Below are 14,080 nucleotides of genomic sequence, written 5' to 3' on the forward strand. Positions count from 1 at the left end.
GCCCTCAAAGGCCTCGAACATCGTCCCTTACATCCACGCGCGAAAGGTGCCGCCGGAACAGCGCTTACGTTCGAGGATACCATCGATGTCGTCGTCTGTGCAGCAGAGCGGCGGCGCAAAGCCAAGGATGCCGCTGTTGAAGGCGCGGATGACAAGGCCGTTCTCCCAGGCGCGCTCGAAGATGCGGCGCCCCGGATCGGCCGCCGCCGGCAGCGGCGTTTTGCGCGCCTTGTCCGTGACCAGCTCGATCGCAGCCAGCATGCCGCGACCGCGAACATCTCCAACCAGCGGGTGATCGGCAAGCGAGCGGAGGCCTTCCATCAGGCGCTTCCCGGCCTTCCGGCCATTCTCGAGCAAGCCATCTTCATAGAGACGCAGGCACTCGAGCCCGACAGCGGCGCTCACCGGATGGGCTGAGTAGGTATAACCGTGGCCGACAGCCGCTTTGCCGGCTCCGTCCGCGATCGTATTGTAGACATGGTCGGCCATGAAGACGGCGCCCATCGGCACATAGCCTGACGTCAGTCCCTTCGCCGTGGTCATCAAATCCGGCACGACCTCGTCTTCCTCACACGCGAAAAGGGGGCCAGTGCGGCCAAAGGCAGTGATGACTTCGTCGGCAACGAACAGAATGTCGTGTTCCTTGCACACGGCGTGCAAAGCCTTTAGCCAGCCTGCCGGCGGAACCAGGACACCGCCCGAACCCTGGATAGGTTCAGCGTAGAAGGCCGCGACGCGATCGGCGCCGAGTTCAGCGATTTTGGCCCGCAGCGCCGCGACCGATGCATCGACAATCGCCTGCGGGTTGGAACCGACCGGATTGCGATAGGCGTAGTGCGAAGGAATTTTGTGCTGCCAGTCGTATGGTACGCCGAAACCCGCATGGAAAGCCGGGATCGCGGTCAGACCTGATCCTGCCGTCGAGGATCCATGGTAGCCATACTCGACCGAGATGAACTGGTCCTTTTGCGGCGCCCCCTTGGCATGGTGGTAATAGCGAATGAAACGGATGGTGCTGTCTATCGCGTCGGAACCGCCCAGTGTGAAATAGACATGGTTCAGATCGCCAGGCGCCAGTTCGGCAAGCCGCGCTGCGAGACGAATGGCCGGCTCCGACCCCAGCCCGAAATATCCCGTCGCGTAAGGAAGCTCTCTTAGCTGCTTGGCCGCTGCTTCGACGACGCTTTCTTGCCCGTATCCGATGTTGACACACCAGAGACCCGCGAACCCGTCCAGCAATGTTTTCCCACTTGCCTCGGTCACCGTCGCGCCCTTGGCGGATTTGAGCACCCGCACGCCCGTCTCTTCGTGGCTCCGATAACATGAAAACGGGTGAACCAGATGTGCGCGATCGAGTTCGATCAGGGAGTTTGCAAGCATTTCTTCCTCCGATTTCAGCGTAGCGCCCGACTGACGAGCGCATAGGTTCGGTGTGGCGCGGTTTCGTCCTTCAACTCGCCTGCGGTTCGTCGCATCGTTATGCCACCGCCGAGGTGAGTCAGCCTGCGACGGGTGAGTTCGACCGCACCGCTCGGATGCGCCATTGTCATCGTTTCCAGCGTGATCTGCTGCGCGGTCATGGTTCATTCCGGGCCTGAATTTTCCTAGGCCCAAGATAAGCTGCGGCCGACAGCAGTTCCTCCCGACCAGAACGTGAGCGATAGGCGTTTTGACTTTCCTTTGCCGCTGGCACCGCATGTTATGCGGACGCACGGCTGAAAGATCGCGCTCCCGCCGAGCTCGAAACGAACTCGGGCGCAACTCTCTGCCAAAGCTCTCGCGCGATACAAAACAATCTGCTTCATGGCGCATCGAATGCGGTGACTAGTCTTATCCGGCTCTCACTATGATACTTGTCGTTAAAGGCACGCGGTGCCGCCAAGATTGGAAGGATAGACGCCAATGACGCGTTTCAGACCGAAATACATCACCTTCGATTGCTACGGTACGCTGACCAACTTCGACATGGCCGGCGCGGCGAGACGAGTTTACGGTGCGCAACTCTCCCCAACCGTGATGGCGCAGTTCATCAAGGACTTCTCGGCCTATCGCCTCGATGAGGTTCTTGGCGCCTGGAAGCCCTACAGCGAGGTCGTGCACAATTCCGTGGAGCGCGCCTGCAAGCGCAACAATGTGACGTTCCGCCCCGAAGATGCCCAGCGCATCCATGCAGAAATACCGACATGGGGTCCGCACCCGGATGTCCCGGCGGGGCTGGCCAGGGTCGCCAAGGAGATTCCGTTGGTGATCCTATCGAACTCCATGAAGAGCCTGATCATGTCGAACGTTGAGAAACTTGGCGCACCTTTCCACACGATCATCACGGCCGAGGAGACCGGCGCCTACAAGCCGCATATGAAGGGCTTCGAGTATATGTTCGACAAGCTCGGCTGCGGCCCGGAAGACATCACGCACGTGTCGTCCTCATTCCGCTACGATCTCATGACCGCCTATGATCTTGGCATCAAGAGCAAGGTGTGGGTGAATCGTGGCCACGAACCCGCGAACCCCTTCTACGAATACACCGAAATCAAGGACATCGGCGGGCTGGCCGGCGCCGTCGGATTGGAGCCCGTTCGCGAATTCGCCTGAACGTCTATTGCCAGTGCAGTCGCGCCAGGCTGAGGCGCTCCCCACCACGTTAATGATCACTGGTCGCAATACAAAGAAAGGGGCGGTTTTCACCGCCCCTTTCTTGTTGTTCCAACGCTTTGGAAGCTGCAGGTGCTGCCACCTACTGCCTAGTTAAGCCCGCCAACATGAAGCGTCTTGACCTCGAGATATTCCTCGATGCCGAGCTGCGATCCTTCGCGCCCCACCCCTGACTGCTTGACACCGCCGAAAGGCGCAACCTCGGTCGAGATCATGCCTGTGTTGAGCCCTACCATGCCGAACTCCAGCGCTTCGGCGACACGCCATGACCGGTTGAGGTTGTCGGTGTAGAAGTACGCGGCAAGGCCAAAGGGCGTACCGTTCGCGATCGCGATGGCCTCTTCTTCCGTCTCGAAGCGAAAAAGCGGCGCCACCGGGCCGAAGGTCTCTTCCGACGCCAGGAGCATCTCGGTCTTAGCTCCTCCCAGCACGATGGGCCGTGCATATTGCTTGCCGTCCGGCACCGTCTCGCTCTGGGCGATGATCCGCGCGCCTTTCGCCTGTGCATCGGCGATGTGACGCTCGATCTTGTCGATCGCTGCCGCATTGATCATCGGGCCGATCTCCGTGCCCTCGTCGGTCCCTGCGCCAACCTTCATTCGCGATACGCGCTGGCTCAGTTTTTCTGCGAAAGCGTCGTAAACGCCCGCCTGCACGAGAATCCGGTTTGCGCAGACGCAGGTTTGACCGCCATTGCGGAACTTGGATGCGATCACCCCCTCGACTGCATTGCCCAGATCAGCGTCGTCAAAGACGATAAAGGGCGCGTTGCCGCCGAGTTCGAGGCTGAGGCGCTTGATGCTATCGGCCGCGCCACGCATGAGCAGCGCTCCGACGCGGGTCGAGCCGGTGAACGAGATCTTGCGCACCGTCTCGTTGGCCATCAGTTCGTTGCCGATCTCAGTGGGCATGCCGGTGACAATGTTGATCACGCCGGCAGGGATACCTGCCCGTTCCGCCAGAACGCCGAGCGCTAGTGCCGAGAATGGCGTGAATTCCGACGGCTTGATGACAACCGTACAACCCGCGGCCAGCGCCGGCGCCACCTTGCGCGTTATCATTGCGTTGGGGAAATTCCATGGCGTGATGATGGCGCAGACGCCGACGGCCTCCTTCAGCACCAGAATGCGGCGATCTGGCGTGGGCGACGGAATGGTCGAGCCACCGATCCGGCGTGCTTCTTCGGCGAACCATTTCACGAAGGAGGCGCCATAGCGGATTTCACCGCGCGCCTCCGCCAGAGGCTTGCCCTGTTCCAGCGTCAGCAGCAACGCCAGGTCCTCTTCATTTTCCAGTATCAGACCGTGCCAGCGTTCCAGAAGCGCTCCGCGTTCGGCATGGGTCCTTGCTTTCCAGTCCTTGAACGCTGCCTGCGCTGCATCTATTGCAGCCCTTGTCTCATCCCGGCCCATGTCGGGTACGGTTCCAAGCACTTCCAAACTGGCCGGATCGATCACATCGACAGTCGCGTTGCTGTGCGCATGCTGCCAGACATCGCCAATGAGTCCCCGCTGGCGAAACAGGTCCGCATCCTTCAGGAAACCAATCTTCGTTATTGCGTTCATGGTTCTTTTCCTCTGCTCTTTCAGCTTAATCCGGCCAGCACGGCCTGCGTGATTGCTTCAGTCCTGTCCTTGCCTGCAATCGTGCCTATCCCGCGTGCGGTTGCGGACTCGATTGCCGACATCACTTCGGCTGCCGCCTGCCCCTCGCCCAGATGCCCGAGCATCATGGCGCCGGACCAGATCGCGGCGATCGGATTGGCGATACCGAGATTTGCGATATCGGGTGCCGAACCATGGACCGGCTCGAACATCGAAGGCGCGCTGCGATCGGGATTGATATTGGCGGAGGCGGCGTAACCCAGCCCGCCCTGAATGGCCGCTCCAATATCCGTGAGGATGTCGCCAAAAAGGTTGGAGGCGACGATCACGTCGAGGCTTTCAGGCGCCAGGACCATGCGGGCGGCAATGGCGTCGACGTGGTATTGCGAGACCTCCACATCGGCGTAGTCCTTCGCCACCTCGCGCGTGACCTCATCCCAGAAAACCATGGAATGTTTCTGCGCGTTGGATTTGGTGACGGATGCAAGCTTCTTGCGGCGCGTCCGCGCCTGTTCGAAACCGAAACGAAGGATCCGTTCGACACCCGTACGCGTGAAGATTGCCGTCTCGATCGCGACCTCATTGGCCGTGCCGGTATGAATGCGCCCACCGGCGCCGCAATATTCGCCTTCCGTGTTCTCGCGGATGCACAGTATATCGAAACCATCACGGCGAAGGGGCCCCTGTACGCCTGGCAACAGCCTGTGCGGCCGTATGTTGGCATACTGCGTGAATCCTTTGCGGATCGGCAGGAGCAGTCCGTGAAGCGATACGGAGTCGGCCACCTTCGCTGGCCACCCCACGGCGCCGAGGTAGATCGCATCGAATTTCTGTAGGATCTCGACGCCGTCTGGGGGCATCATCGCACCGGTTTCCAGGTAGTAGGCGCACGACCATGGGAACCTTGTATTCTCAAGGGCGAAACCGCCTCGCTTTGCCGCAGCCTGCAGCACCTCCCATCCCGCCTCGGTCACCTCCTTGCCGATGCCGTCGCCTGGGATGTGCGCTATCGTGTAAGCCTTCATTGAGGTCCTCCTGGAGACCGACGGGCACCGAAGGTCGCAGCTTGCTCAACACGGCAGCGACATTCGGCATCTCGTACCGGGTTTCATCGGAACAATAGTCGACAGCGCGCCGCATTTTCCGTCGAGGATGAGCCGCCCGACGGCGTCGAATCGCGTCGGGCGGGACTTGGAAAGTCGATTGTTCTGGAACCGCTGCGCGCGCTATTCGGCCGAACCTTGAGCCTTGAGCTCAGTCGTAAACGCTGACGTAGATCTTGCGCACAGTTTCGATCGTGCGCCATACGCCCACAAAGCCGGGCTTCATCACAAAACTGTCGCCGGTGCGGTAAGTCTTGGTCTCACCGCCCTTCTCCTCGATCTCGATGAGACCCGAAATGATGTGGCAGAATTCGCAGGTCGTGCCCTTGATCGAATGCGTTTCGCCAGGCGTCGCCTCCCAGACGCCGGTCAGGACCTTTTCGCCTTTCGAAGCGTCCTGCGCCCAAGTCTTGAAGGATGGATTGCCGGAGATGAGCCGCTCCGGAGCCGGTAATGCCTGCTTGGGCGCGAAGGCCGGATCTGTGTCGATCGTGATCAGAAGTGACATGTCATGTTTCCCTGGTTAGTAGCCGAGTGTCCGATCGACGAGGCCGATCAGTTCTTCTCCGGCGCGGTGGCGCCGGATATTGTCCACGACGGATTGCGCCGCGGAATCTGCTTGCGTCACGGAAGCGATGTGCGGCGTGATCGCCACCTTCGGGTGCCGCCAGAGTGGATGGTCGTCCGGCAGCGGCTCGGGATCGGTAACATCGAGCATCGCGGCGGCGAGGTGACCGTTGTCGAGAGCCTGGAGCAGGGCGGTTTGGTCTAACTGCGGCCCGCGGCCGACATGCAGCAGCCTCGCCCCGGCTGGCAGCCGGGAGAAGAGTTCCGCATCAAGGATGCCGCGGGTTTCTTCCGTCAGCGGCAGCAGGCAAACGAGAATATCCGTCTGCGCGAGAAAACCGGCAAGCTGATCCGCGCCATGGAAGCAGGTGACGCCGTCGATCTCCTTCCTGCTTCGGCTCCAGGCAGCGAGGGGAAAGCGAAACGGCAGCAATCGCTCGATAGCCGCCTGCGCCAGCATGCCGAGGCCAAGAAACCCTACGCGGCGTTCGGTCGCCTGCGGAGCGGCAAGACCGAGCCATGCCTGGCGCTTCTGCTGTTCACGATACGCCACCATATCCCGATGGAGGCTGAGCACGCCAAGAACGACATATTCCTGCATCATGCGAATGATGCCGTCCTCGACCATGCGCACCAGTTTCACCCGCCGAGGCAGGCTTTCACGCTTGAACTGGTCGACGCCGGCGCCAAGCGAAAACAGCACTTCGAGATTGCGATAGCGCGCGATGTCATCTGGTGCCGTCCAGGTCAGGAGGTAGCGCACCTTCTCCGGGTCGACACATTCGCTGCTGTGGAACAGTTCGACGTCCGGGAGCTCGCGTGCGAAAACCTTGCGGAAGACCGCTGCGCGCACCGGGTCGGAATTGAAAAGAAAAGCCATGACCCCACCCTCTCCCGCTACGCGGCAAGGCGCGAGCCGAGACGCTCGATCATGCTCTGGCAGGCAGCAAGTTCGCCGATCTCGATATATTCGTTGGCACGATGAGCCCGGCCGATATCGCCGGGACCGCAGATGATCGCGTCGATGCCGGCCTGCTGATAGAGGCCAGCCTCCGTCCCATAACTCACTGCAGACAGGGGCTCCCGCCCCGTCAACTCGACCAGAAGGGCTGCCAAGTCACTCTCCTGCGCGAGCGAAAGCCCCGGATACGCGCTCAATTCATGCCACGCCACCTCAAAGCCGCTGTCACGTAGAGCCGCTAGCTTGGCCTTTACCGGCTCGATCAGGGATGATGGGGAAACGCCCGGCACCGCACGGACCTCGATGTCGGCGGTGCAGCGATCGGGGATGATGTTGACGGCCTGGCCGCCGGCGATGACACCGACCTGCAATGACGAGTATGGAGGCGCGAAATCCGTGTCGAACGGTCCGTTCGCAAGGGTCTGGCCATAGGCCACCACCTGCGTGACGAGACCTGCCATTGCATGCACGGCATTCAGCCCGAGCTCAGGCCGTGAAGAATGGCCGGACCGTCCGATCACCTCGAGCCGCGCAGCCGCCTTGCCTTTGTGCCCCCGCACGGCTTCCATCCGGCTCGGCTCACCGATAATCGCGCCAAGCGGCCTCTCGCACAGGCTTGGCAGGACGGCGATGAGATGCGGCACGCCACGGGCACCTGCCTCCTCGTCATAGGAGAATGCGAGATGAATTGGCCGCTGCAAGTCCATCGCCGCAAGCCGCGGCAGGGCGGCCAGCGCGCAAGCGAGAAAGCCCTTCATGTCGGACGTGCCGCGACCATGCAGCCTGGCGCCGTCTTGGCGCAGCACAAAGGGATCCGAGTGCCATTCCCGTTCCCCGGCCGGCACCACATCCATGTGGCCCGACAAGATGTAGCCGCGGGCGCGCCGAGGTCCGATTGTGACGAACAGGTTGGATCGATCGCCTTCGGGGCCGCGAAGGACGGTCGCTTCTGCTCCGGCCGCCTGGCAATATTCACGCACCCAGTCGACGATCGCGCCATTGGGCGAGCCCACGACCGAGGGGAACGCGATCAGCCTCGCAAGAATTTCTTCGACATTCACAGGGCGCCGCTCCACTCGCAGTTCGCTGGATGCAACAAGTGTGGCAGCAGGCGAGAGCATTCCGTGCCGAATGAAGCTATGCTTTGGCCGAAGATTTCGAATATCGGTCCGTAACCAGCGAAACCTGCTGGCTTTCGGATGCAATCATAGGGCAAAAGACGGCTGCGGAACCGTCAGCGGCGTCAGGACGTGGGCGCGAGCACGGGACTTGGATAAGGAGCGGGTCGACTGAAATGCAGAGATCAGTGCGCCTGAAGTCTTTCGAACTGGTCGCGCGGGACATCGACGAAGTCGAAGTCGAGCTGCTCCACGCGCTGTCGATCTCAGTCCGCTGGCCGCATCGGCCCAAGGATTGGGAGTTTCTGCGCCGTGCCGGCCGTGGCATCGTCGCCGTAGACGGCATTGGCCGGGTTTTCGGCAGCGCGATGTGGTTTCCGCAAGGGGACGATTTCGCCACCATCGGCGTCGTGATCACGACGCCCCGCACGCAAGCGCAAGGGGGCGGCCGATGGCTCATGGACCAGGTGCTTGAGCAGTGTGGCGATCGCAATTTGGCGCTTAATGCCACCCATGCCGCCTATCCCCTCTATGTCTCACTCGGTTTCACGAGCGAGGCGATCGTATATATGCATCAGGGGGAGGTTCCTCCGGCACTCCCGGCCATGCCGGCCATGGAGGGCGAATTGCAGGCGCTGCCGAGCGACCGGCTGACAGCAATCATGGCGCTCGACAAGCGTGCATTTGGGATAGACCGCGAGAGGCTGCTCGCACAGCTTTCGGCGAATGCCTCAATCCAAACTTTGAGCCGTGGCGGCGAGATCGTCGGCTATTCCATGTGTCGCGAGTTCGGGCGTGGTTATGTGATCGGCCCGATGGTCGCGCTCAGCGATCTGGACGCGGTCCATCTCACTGCCGTCCATCTTAGAAATCTTGCAGGACGCTTCGTCCGAGTGGATACCCGGGAAAAGGATGGCGTGTTTGCCATGTTTCTCGAGCAGTGCGGCCTTGGCCTTGCCGAGACCGTTACGACCATGTCCAAAGGACGCCGATTCCTGAACCGGGAAGAAAACGGACCGTGGGTTTATGGATTGGCCGGCCACGCATTGAGCTGAGGACCGCACCACAATCCGGCCGAAAGGCGCCAATGCAGATTGTGGTAGTGCGGTTTCGCGCCAGCTAATTGGCCGTCGCGGCATTCTCGATCAATCGCTCAAACCATCCCATTTGCACGTCGTTGCCGCCGATCACCGCACAGGACTTGAGCAACCTTTCGACGCCAGAATTTCTGTATTATGTGTGACGAGTGTCTTCGATGAGAAGGAGAGTTGCCGCGCAAAAGGCCCAAATGTTTTTTTCGAACGCCATTGAGCTTAGCCGATATAAATGAACTTACCTGAGAAGATTTCCCGGTAAGTATTTGATATTTTTGACAATGGTGGGCCCGGAGGGCCATCGTTTTCTACAGAAAATCAATATGTTAGCAGCTGGTTCGCCAACCCATTTCCTTCGTATTCTCTCGTATGGCCCGGCGAACCTAAAGATCAAGAAAGGGACTAGCTTTCTGCCTGGGCGCATCACTTCTGAACTCGCTGCGCACCCGTTCTGATCAATCTCGGTAGGTCCAATCGGTAATGGCAGCGATCTGCCTGAATACGCTATCGACGCCGTTGACCGTGGGGTCGGCACGTTCAAGCCAATTGTCGCCCCACGCAATCCATTCAGCCACGCTCCGCCCTTCGATCTCAGTAGACGGGTCGACGTTCATCGACCTTAGTGTCGCAAGAAAATCACGAACCGTTGCAAGCTCACGCCAATCCTGCGCCATCTCCTTGAGACGCCGCCAACGGTTCGCGTCGCGCTTGCGCCGTCGCTCTTCTTCGTAGCGGCGCTGTTCGGCAAGTTGCCGCTCGCGTTCAGCCGCCTCTCGATCCTTACGTTGCTGCACAAGGAGCGGTCCGGCTGCAATGAACGTTGCAACAATGTCGGGCAGCATGGTGTCCATCGGATGCTTTTCGGATTCAATCCATTGGCGCGAAAGACCGGTCGGCCACTGCCAAGTCTTGACCTCAATAACGAGCCGTCCCGTGGAAACCAGCTCCTGCTTCCAGTTTTTCTCTCCCGGCGAGCGCCACCGCTTTTCATCCTCGGTCAACGGCCGGCGTTCCTGCTTCTGCTTTTCGCGAACCTGAAACTCAAATTTCTCGCCCGAGACTTCGGCGAGGATCATTCCCCGCTCCCCCTGCCTAACCTCTCCGCCTTGACGCTCGACTGCCTTGAACAGCGCATCCAAAATGCGATGCTTGCGACGATCCGTTTCAGTGAACTCACTAGGCGATACAGATCGCGCCTCCACGGGTCGCGTTCCTGTCGCGCCCGCCGCTTTTTCTCCTCATGCTCAGCGAGCCATGACGCGATCACTGCGTGCGGTCTCACCAAACGCTCCGGCACTGCGAGTCCAATTGCATTGGCACGCGCTCTGTCTGCGTGCTGTTTAACCTCAGGCGGCAATTCGACTAGCGGTGGCGGCAACGGCGTCGGACGGATGATGATGGTTCGCGCGCCGTTCGATTTCGGCATCGGCGTCTGCTTCGGCGCTTTGCCGACAGCGTGCTTCGCCCAATAGCCACGGGGCGGGTATGGAATGTCCTCGCGTCCACAGATCTTGGCGAGGCCATTGCCGCTAATTCCATACTCCTCGGCCAATCTCGACATCGGTGTCGTCCACACCGCGCGATAGAGATCCTCGCGCGTCATCGTTGTCGGTTTGCTCGGACGCGGCTTCGGTGGTTGAGGAGGCTTATTTTCACTCTCGGCGGCTTGGACGTCTGGCCTTGCAGCGGGAGCCACTTCGAGCTCCGTTTTGATTTGCTTAAGATTGCGCTTAGTCCCTCGCGTCTCGGTGTCCAGAATTAGCGGTTCGACACATCCACCTGGTGCTGGCGGCAACGACGGCTGTTCGGTTGGCTTCCCGAACTCCTTTCGCATCCAATGCCCGGCCGAAGGCGTCGGGATGTCGGCACGGCGCAGTAGCGTTGTAAGAATTCCCACCGTCGTCTCCAGCTCGGCAACCAAATGCGACATCGGCTTGGACCAAACGCGGTCATATAGTTCCTGGCGGGTGAAGCGGTGTTCCATAGCAATCAGACAAAGCAAGGAGTGCGGTCAATGTCGATAGCTGCGTAGCTGGGCGTAAGGCCCATCTTCTCAAGGCGTTTGGCACACTGCCATCGGAGACAAGCTTCCCAGATTCGCTTATCGAGCTCCATATCGCATTGCCGTACCGCCAGTGGACAACACCGCGCGGAGGCGAGCCGAAGCGGTCCGGCCGCGTCAAACCCGCCGCTTCCCGACGGCGGTCGCGCCATCGCCGACATCTGCCGAAATCCGAAATCCCCATAGCCATCGCCTGTGGCCCGCGGGTTCCTTCCTCGGGGACTTTCGTACGCCTGCCGGCGCCCGAAACTCATCACGCGAGCAGACAGTCCGGTTTCGGATGGGTCAGACTGGAAACTCGCCCTTCTAGCGAATCGGCTCTCCGCAAACCACCGCCATGGCTCAGCGAATGCGGCTACCCGAGGCAACCGTCTCCAGGCAGCCGCGCCGGCCGCAACCACACGGGATCCCGCCGGGATCCGACATCGCGTGCCCGACATGGCCGGCGAGCCCGGTGGCGCCGCTTTCCAGCCGGCCGTCGACGACAAGACCGCAACCGATGCCGGTCGAAACGGTGAAGAAGGCGAAGTTGCGAAAACCTCTGCCGGCGCCGAGCCTGAATTCGGCCCAGGCAGCAGCCTGCGCATCATTGACGACGAGCGGCGGCATGCCGAAGGCGCGCTCGATCGCTGAGGCAATCGGATAGCCGTCCTCGATCGGTAGGGTCTGAGGGTTCAGCGCCGTCAGCGCGCCGTCGCGCACGATGCCGGTGGTGGCGACGGCGACCGCGCCAAAACCGCTTTTCGGCGCAAGCTCGGCGATGGCCGCGATGAGATCGTCGCCCCTGCCGGTACGTGGTGTCGGCGCCTGCCACCGTTTGGCGATCCTTTCGCCGCTGACTTCCGCTGCCGCTATCTTGGTGCCGCCGATGTCGACTGCGAGCACCGACAAATCAGAAGCTACGGTCACTCACAACCTCCGCTGTGCGGCTGAGCTCGACGAGCCGCTTCGGATCCTGCCTGGTCATCTCGGCGACCAGCGCATCGACGATGAGCAGCTGGCTGATCTTTGACGGGAAGGCGCCTCCAGTGAGCGGGGTCTCCGGCCAGGAAGCGATCAGCGCCAGGTCGCAGGCAGCGATCAGCGGGCTCTTCGAGCGGTTGGAGATCCCAATGACGAAGGCGCCCTTCGAGCGAGCGAGCTCGGCAACGCGCACGGCATCGATGGTCGAGCCCGAGCTCGAGATCACCACCTGCACGGTGCCGGACTGGGCGGTTCCCGCCGCCATGACCGCCAGATGCGCGTCGCCCAGAGCGCGGGAAAACTTGCCGATGCGGGTCATCTTGTAGGCAAGGTATTGCGCCGTGACGGCGGAAGCGGCGATGCCGAAACACTCGACTACGGAGGCGTCGAGGAGCTTTCGCGAAGCGGTAGCGACATCTTTGCGGACGATCAGCTGCTCGGTCTCGCGTAGCGAGATGATCGCGGTCTCCACCAGCCGCTGGATGTCGTCGGATGGCGAGCCAATGTCCCGCGCCCGCTCGTCGGTCGCCAGTTCCTTGGCCAGCGCCAGCTTGAAATCCTGGAAGCCGGTAAAGCCCTGGTCGCGGCAGAAGCGCATGACGCTTGCCTCCGACGATCCTGACACCTCGGCGAGCTCGGTGATGCTCTGGCGCAGCGTGGCGTCTGGCTGCGCCAACACCGTCTCGGCGACTCGCGCCAGCGCCGGCGTCATGTCTCCGGCCGCCGCTCTCAGCGAGGCTATCAGCGCATGTGTCATAACCGTTCCTGGTTCGTGCGTTGTGCTCAGAAATGCTCCGCCACCCAGGGCGGCGGTCCGGCGAAGAGCTGATCACAGCGGCGTATGTCAGCTGAGTCGCCGGCAAGAAGGCCATAGTGCGCCAGTTTCGAGGCGCTGCGAAAGCCTGTGAAAAGCTGAACGAAACCTGTTGGCTGCACTGACACCGCCGGGCCGGATGTGCCGGCCTTGCGCACTTCGACTGCGCCGCCACTCACTTCAACCTGAAGAGCCGCCTCGCCGATGCGGAACGTGAGCCTTGCGTGGTCGACGTGGTAGCCGCGCTGGCGCAAGGCGGCGGCGGGGTCAAGCACCCGCAACAGCCACTCCTCCTGGTGGGCAAGCCGCCAGCCCTTGTCCGGCATCGCCGCCACCAGATCGTCATGCGGAGCGCCGTGCCAGCGCACTACCGGATAAACGGAGCGGAAGCGGGCAAGGAAGGAGAGCAGGCCGAGGGCGGCCTCGGACGAAGCGGCAAACCAGTCGCGGATCACAAGCCGCGCCTTGTCGCCCATGTCGAGGATGAGATAGGCGGTCTCGCCTTCGGCCAGATAGGCGGCGAGCGCGTCGGTCGGGGCGCGCCGCAGCTCGTTCCAATGTGCGGCGTCTCTTACAAGCAATCCGGCTTCACGCAACGTCTTTTCGGCGTAGGCGGTAACGAGGCGCGGATCATCAAGTTCGACGCGCCCGAAGGCTAACCGGCTCGTAGAAGGCAACGCTGCCGTCTCGGCCTCGTAAACGAGTTCGTGGCCGGCAAGCTCGAAGCCGGCCTTGCGGTAGACCGGGCGCGTCGACGCAAAGAGCGTGGCTATGGCCGCACCGTTCTTCGCCGCCTCGTCGCAGAGCGAATCGACGAAGGGGACCGCGAGCCCCTGCCCGCGCCGCTCCGGCGCGACCGCGACATGCACGATGTTAGCTGCCTTCACAGGCTTGCGATGGAAGACATGCGCCGTTTGAAGCAGCCCCGCGCAGACCACTGGACGACCGTCCTCGCCGCGGATGAACCGCAACGTTTCGAGGCCGATATTGGCGAGGTATTCCTGCGATCGTGCCTTGCTGAAACCGAAGGCGCAACTCAGCAGATGGGCGATGGCGGCGACATCTTTAGTGGTCGCCGGTTCAATTTTGAAGTTTTTTTTCATATTGTTTCCAAGAATGACGCTTTTCATCATAGCTTGAAA

General features: G+C 61.4%; 13 protein-coding genes. 2 read left to right on the top strand and 11 right to left on the bottom strand.

Annotated elements, in window-relative coordinates; all coding sequences use genetic code 11:
* Positions 1-27: 27 nt before the first annotated feature.
* Positions 28-1,380 carry an aspartate aminotransferase family protein gene (locus tag ACIU1A_RS18030; RefSeq protein WP_404927955.1) on the bottom strand — a complete coding sequence of 451 codons (1,353 nt, stop codon included), beginning with the start codon at positions 1,378-1,380 and terminating at the stop codon, positions 28-30.
* A gap of 522 nt (positions 1,381-1,902) precedes the next feature.
* Between ACIU1A_RS18030 and ACIU1A_RS18035 the strand changes: the two genes are divergently transcribed.
* Positions 1,903-2,592 carry a haloacid dehalogenase type II gene (locus ACIU1A_RS18035; protein ID WP_140656684.1) on the top strand — a complete coding sequence of 230 codons (690 nt, stop codon included), beginning with the start codon at positions 1,903-1,905 and terminating at the stop codon, positions 2,590-2,592.
* A gap of 149 nt (positions 2,593-2,741) precedes the next feature.
* Here ACIU1A_RS18035 and ACIU1A_RS18040 read toward each other — a convergent pair whose 3' ends face one another.
* The 5 genes from ACIU1A_RS18040 to argE all read right to left on the bottom strand — a co-directional run bounded on the left by ACIU1A_RS18040 (position 2,742) and on the right by argE (position 7,948).
* On the bottom strand, positions 2,742-4,217 hold the full coding sequence (locus tag ACIU1A_RS18040) for an NAD-dependent succinate-semialdehyde dehydrogenase (RefSeq protein ID WP_140656683.1): 1,476 nt from the start codon (positions 4,215-4,217) through the stop codon (positions 2,742-2,744).
* A gap of 20 nt (positions 4,218-4,237) precedes the next feature.
* The gene (locus tag ACIU1A_RS18045; protein ID WP_140656682.1) at positions 4,238-5,281 is read right to left on the bottom strand and encodes a tartrate dehydrogenase; all 1,044 of its coding nucleotides are present in this window, start codon (positions 5,279-5,281) and stop codon (positions 4,238-4,240) included.
* 229 nt (positions 5,282-5,510) lie between these two features.
* Complete coding sequence (locus ACIU1A_RS18050) at positions 5,511-5,867, bottom strand: cupin domain-containing protein (RefSeq protein ID WP_140559989.1); 357 nt, start codon at positions 5,865-5,867, stop codon at positions 5,511-5,513.
* A gap of 15 nt (positions 5,868-5,882) precedes the next feature.
* Positions 5,883-6,806, bottom strand: a complete 924-nt coding sequence (locus ACIU1A_RS18055) for a glyoxylate/hydroxypyruvate reductase A (protein WP_140656680.1) — start codon at positions 6,804-6,806, stop codon at positions 5,883-5,885.
* A gap of 17 nt (positions 6,807-6,823) precedes the next feature.
* Positions 6,824-7,948, bottom strand: a complete 1,125-nt coding sequence (argE, locus tag ACIU1A_RS18060; protein WP_404927956.1) for an acetylornithine deacetylase — start codon at positions 7,946-7,948, stop codon at positions 6,824-6,826.
* A 233-nt stretch (positions 7,949-8,181) separates the two neighbouring features.
* Between argE and ACIU1A_RS18065 the strand changes: the two genes are divergently transcribed.
* A complete protein-coding gene (locus tag ACIU1A_RS18065; protein ID WP_140656679.1) occupies positions 8,182-9,060 on the top strand; it encodes a GNAT family N-acetyltransferase in 879 nt (292 codons plus the stop codon).
* 494 nt (positions 9,061-9,554) lie between these two features.
* Here ACIU1A_RS18065 and ACIU1A_RS18070 read toward each other — a convergent pair whose 3' ends face one another.
* The 5 genes from ACIU1A_RS18070 to eis all read right to left on the bottom strand — a co-directional run bounded on the left by ACIU1A_RS18070 (position 9,555) and on the right by eis (position 14,041).
* The gene (locus tag ACIU1A_RS18070) at positions 9,555-10,175 is read right to left on the bottom strand and encodes a hypothetical protein (RefSeq protein ID WP_404924844.1); all 621 of its coding nucleotides are present in this window, start codon (positions 10,173-10,175) and stop codon (positions 9,555-9,557) included.
* Positions 10,172-11,083: a hypothetical protein gene (locus tag ACIU1A_RS18075; RefSeq protein WP_404924845.1), complete on the bottom strand. Its 912-nt coding sequence runs from the start codon at positions 11,081-11,083 to the stop codon at positions 10,172-10,174. Before ACIU1A_RS18075 ends, ACIU1A_RS18070 begins: the two co-directional genes overlap by 4 nt.
* A 420-nt stretch (positions 11,084-11,503) precedes the next feature.
* Entirely contained in the window at positions 11,504-12,070 is a 567-nt protein-coding gene (locus tag ACIU1A_RS18080) for an ROK family protein (RefSeq protein WP_404924846.1), read from the bottom strand.
* Positions 12,054-12,881 carry a MurR/RpiR family transcriptional regulator gene (locus tag ACIU1A_RS18085; protein ID WP_140656667.1) on the bottom strand — a complete coding sequence of 276 codons (828 nt, stop codon included), beginning with the start codon at positions 12,879-12,881 and terminating at the stop codon, positions 12,054-12,056. The genes ACIU1A_RS18080 and ACIU1A_RS18085 overlap by 17 nt, the downstream gene beginning before the upstream one ends.
* Positions 12,882-12,907: 26 nt before the next feature.
* Positions 12,908-14,041 (bottom strand): enhanced intracellular survival protein Eis, encoded by a 1,134-nt coding sequence (gene eis, locus ACIU1A_RS18090; protein ID WP_140656758.1) that lies wholly within the window; start codon positions 14,039-14,041, stop codon positions 12,908-12,910.
* Positions 14,042-14,080: the final 39 nt, after the last annotated feature.

The sequence above is a fragment of the Mesorhizobium maamorense genome (assembly GCF_044998965.1).
GTDB lineage: Bacteria > Pseudomonadota > Alphaproteobacteria > Rhizobiales > Rhizobiaceae > Mesorhizobium.

Bases quoted from the DNA above. Each gene is read 5' to 3' on its own strand.
- ACIU1A_RS18030 (WP_404927955.1), bottom strand. From the start codon at position 1,380: ATGCTTGCAAACTCCCTGATCGAACTCGATCGCGCACATCTGGTTCAC.
- ACIU1A_RS18035 (WP_140656684.1), top strand. From the start codon at position 1,903: ATGACGCGTTTCAGACCGAAATACATCACCTTCGATTGCTACGGTACG.
- ACIU1A_RS18040 (WP_140656683.1), bottom strand. From the start codon at position 4,217: ATGAACGCAATAACGAAGATTGGTTTCCTGAAGGATGCGGACCTGTTT.
- ACIU1A_RS18045 (WP_140656682.1), bottom strand. From the start codon at position 5,281: ATGAAGGCTTACACGATAGCGCACATCCCAGGCGACGGCATCGGCAAG.
- ACIU1A_RS18050 (WP_140559989.1), bottom strand. From the start codon at position 5,867: ATGTCACTTCTGATCACGATCGACACAGATCCGGCCTTCGCGCCCAAG.
- ACIU1A_RS18055 (WP_140656680.1), bottom strand. From the start codon at position 6,806: ATGGCTTTTCTTTTCAATTCCGACCCGGTGCGCGCAGCGGTCTTCCGC.
- ACIU1A_RS18065 (WP_140656679.1), top strand. From the start codon at position 8,182: ATGCAGAGATCAGTGCGCCTGAAGTCTTTCGAACTGGTCGCGCGGGAC.
- ACIU1A_RS18070 (WP_404924844.1), bottom strand. From the start codon at position 10,175: ATGATCCTCGCCGAAGTCTCGGGCGAGAAATTTGAGTTTCAGGTTCGC.
- ACIU1A_RS18075 (WP_404924845.1), bottom strand. From the start codon at position 11,083: ATGGAACACCGCTTCACCCGCCAGGAACTATATGACCGCGTTTGGTCC.
- ACIU1A_RS18085 (WP_140656667.1), bottom strand. From the start codon at position 12,881: ATGACACATGCGCTGATAGCCTCGCTGAGAGCGGCGGCCGGAGACATG.
- eis (WP_140656758.1), bottom strand. From the start codon at position 14,041: ATGAAAAAAAACTTCAAAATTGAACCGGCGACCACTAAAGATGTCGCC.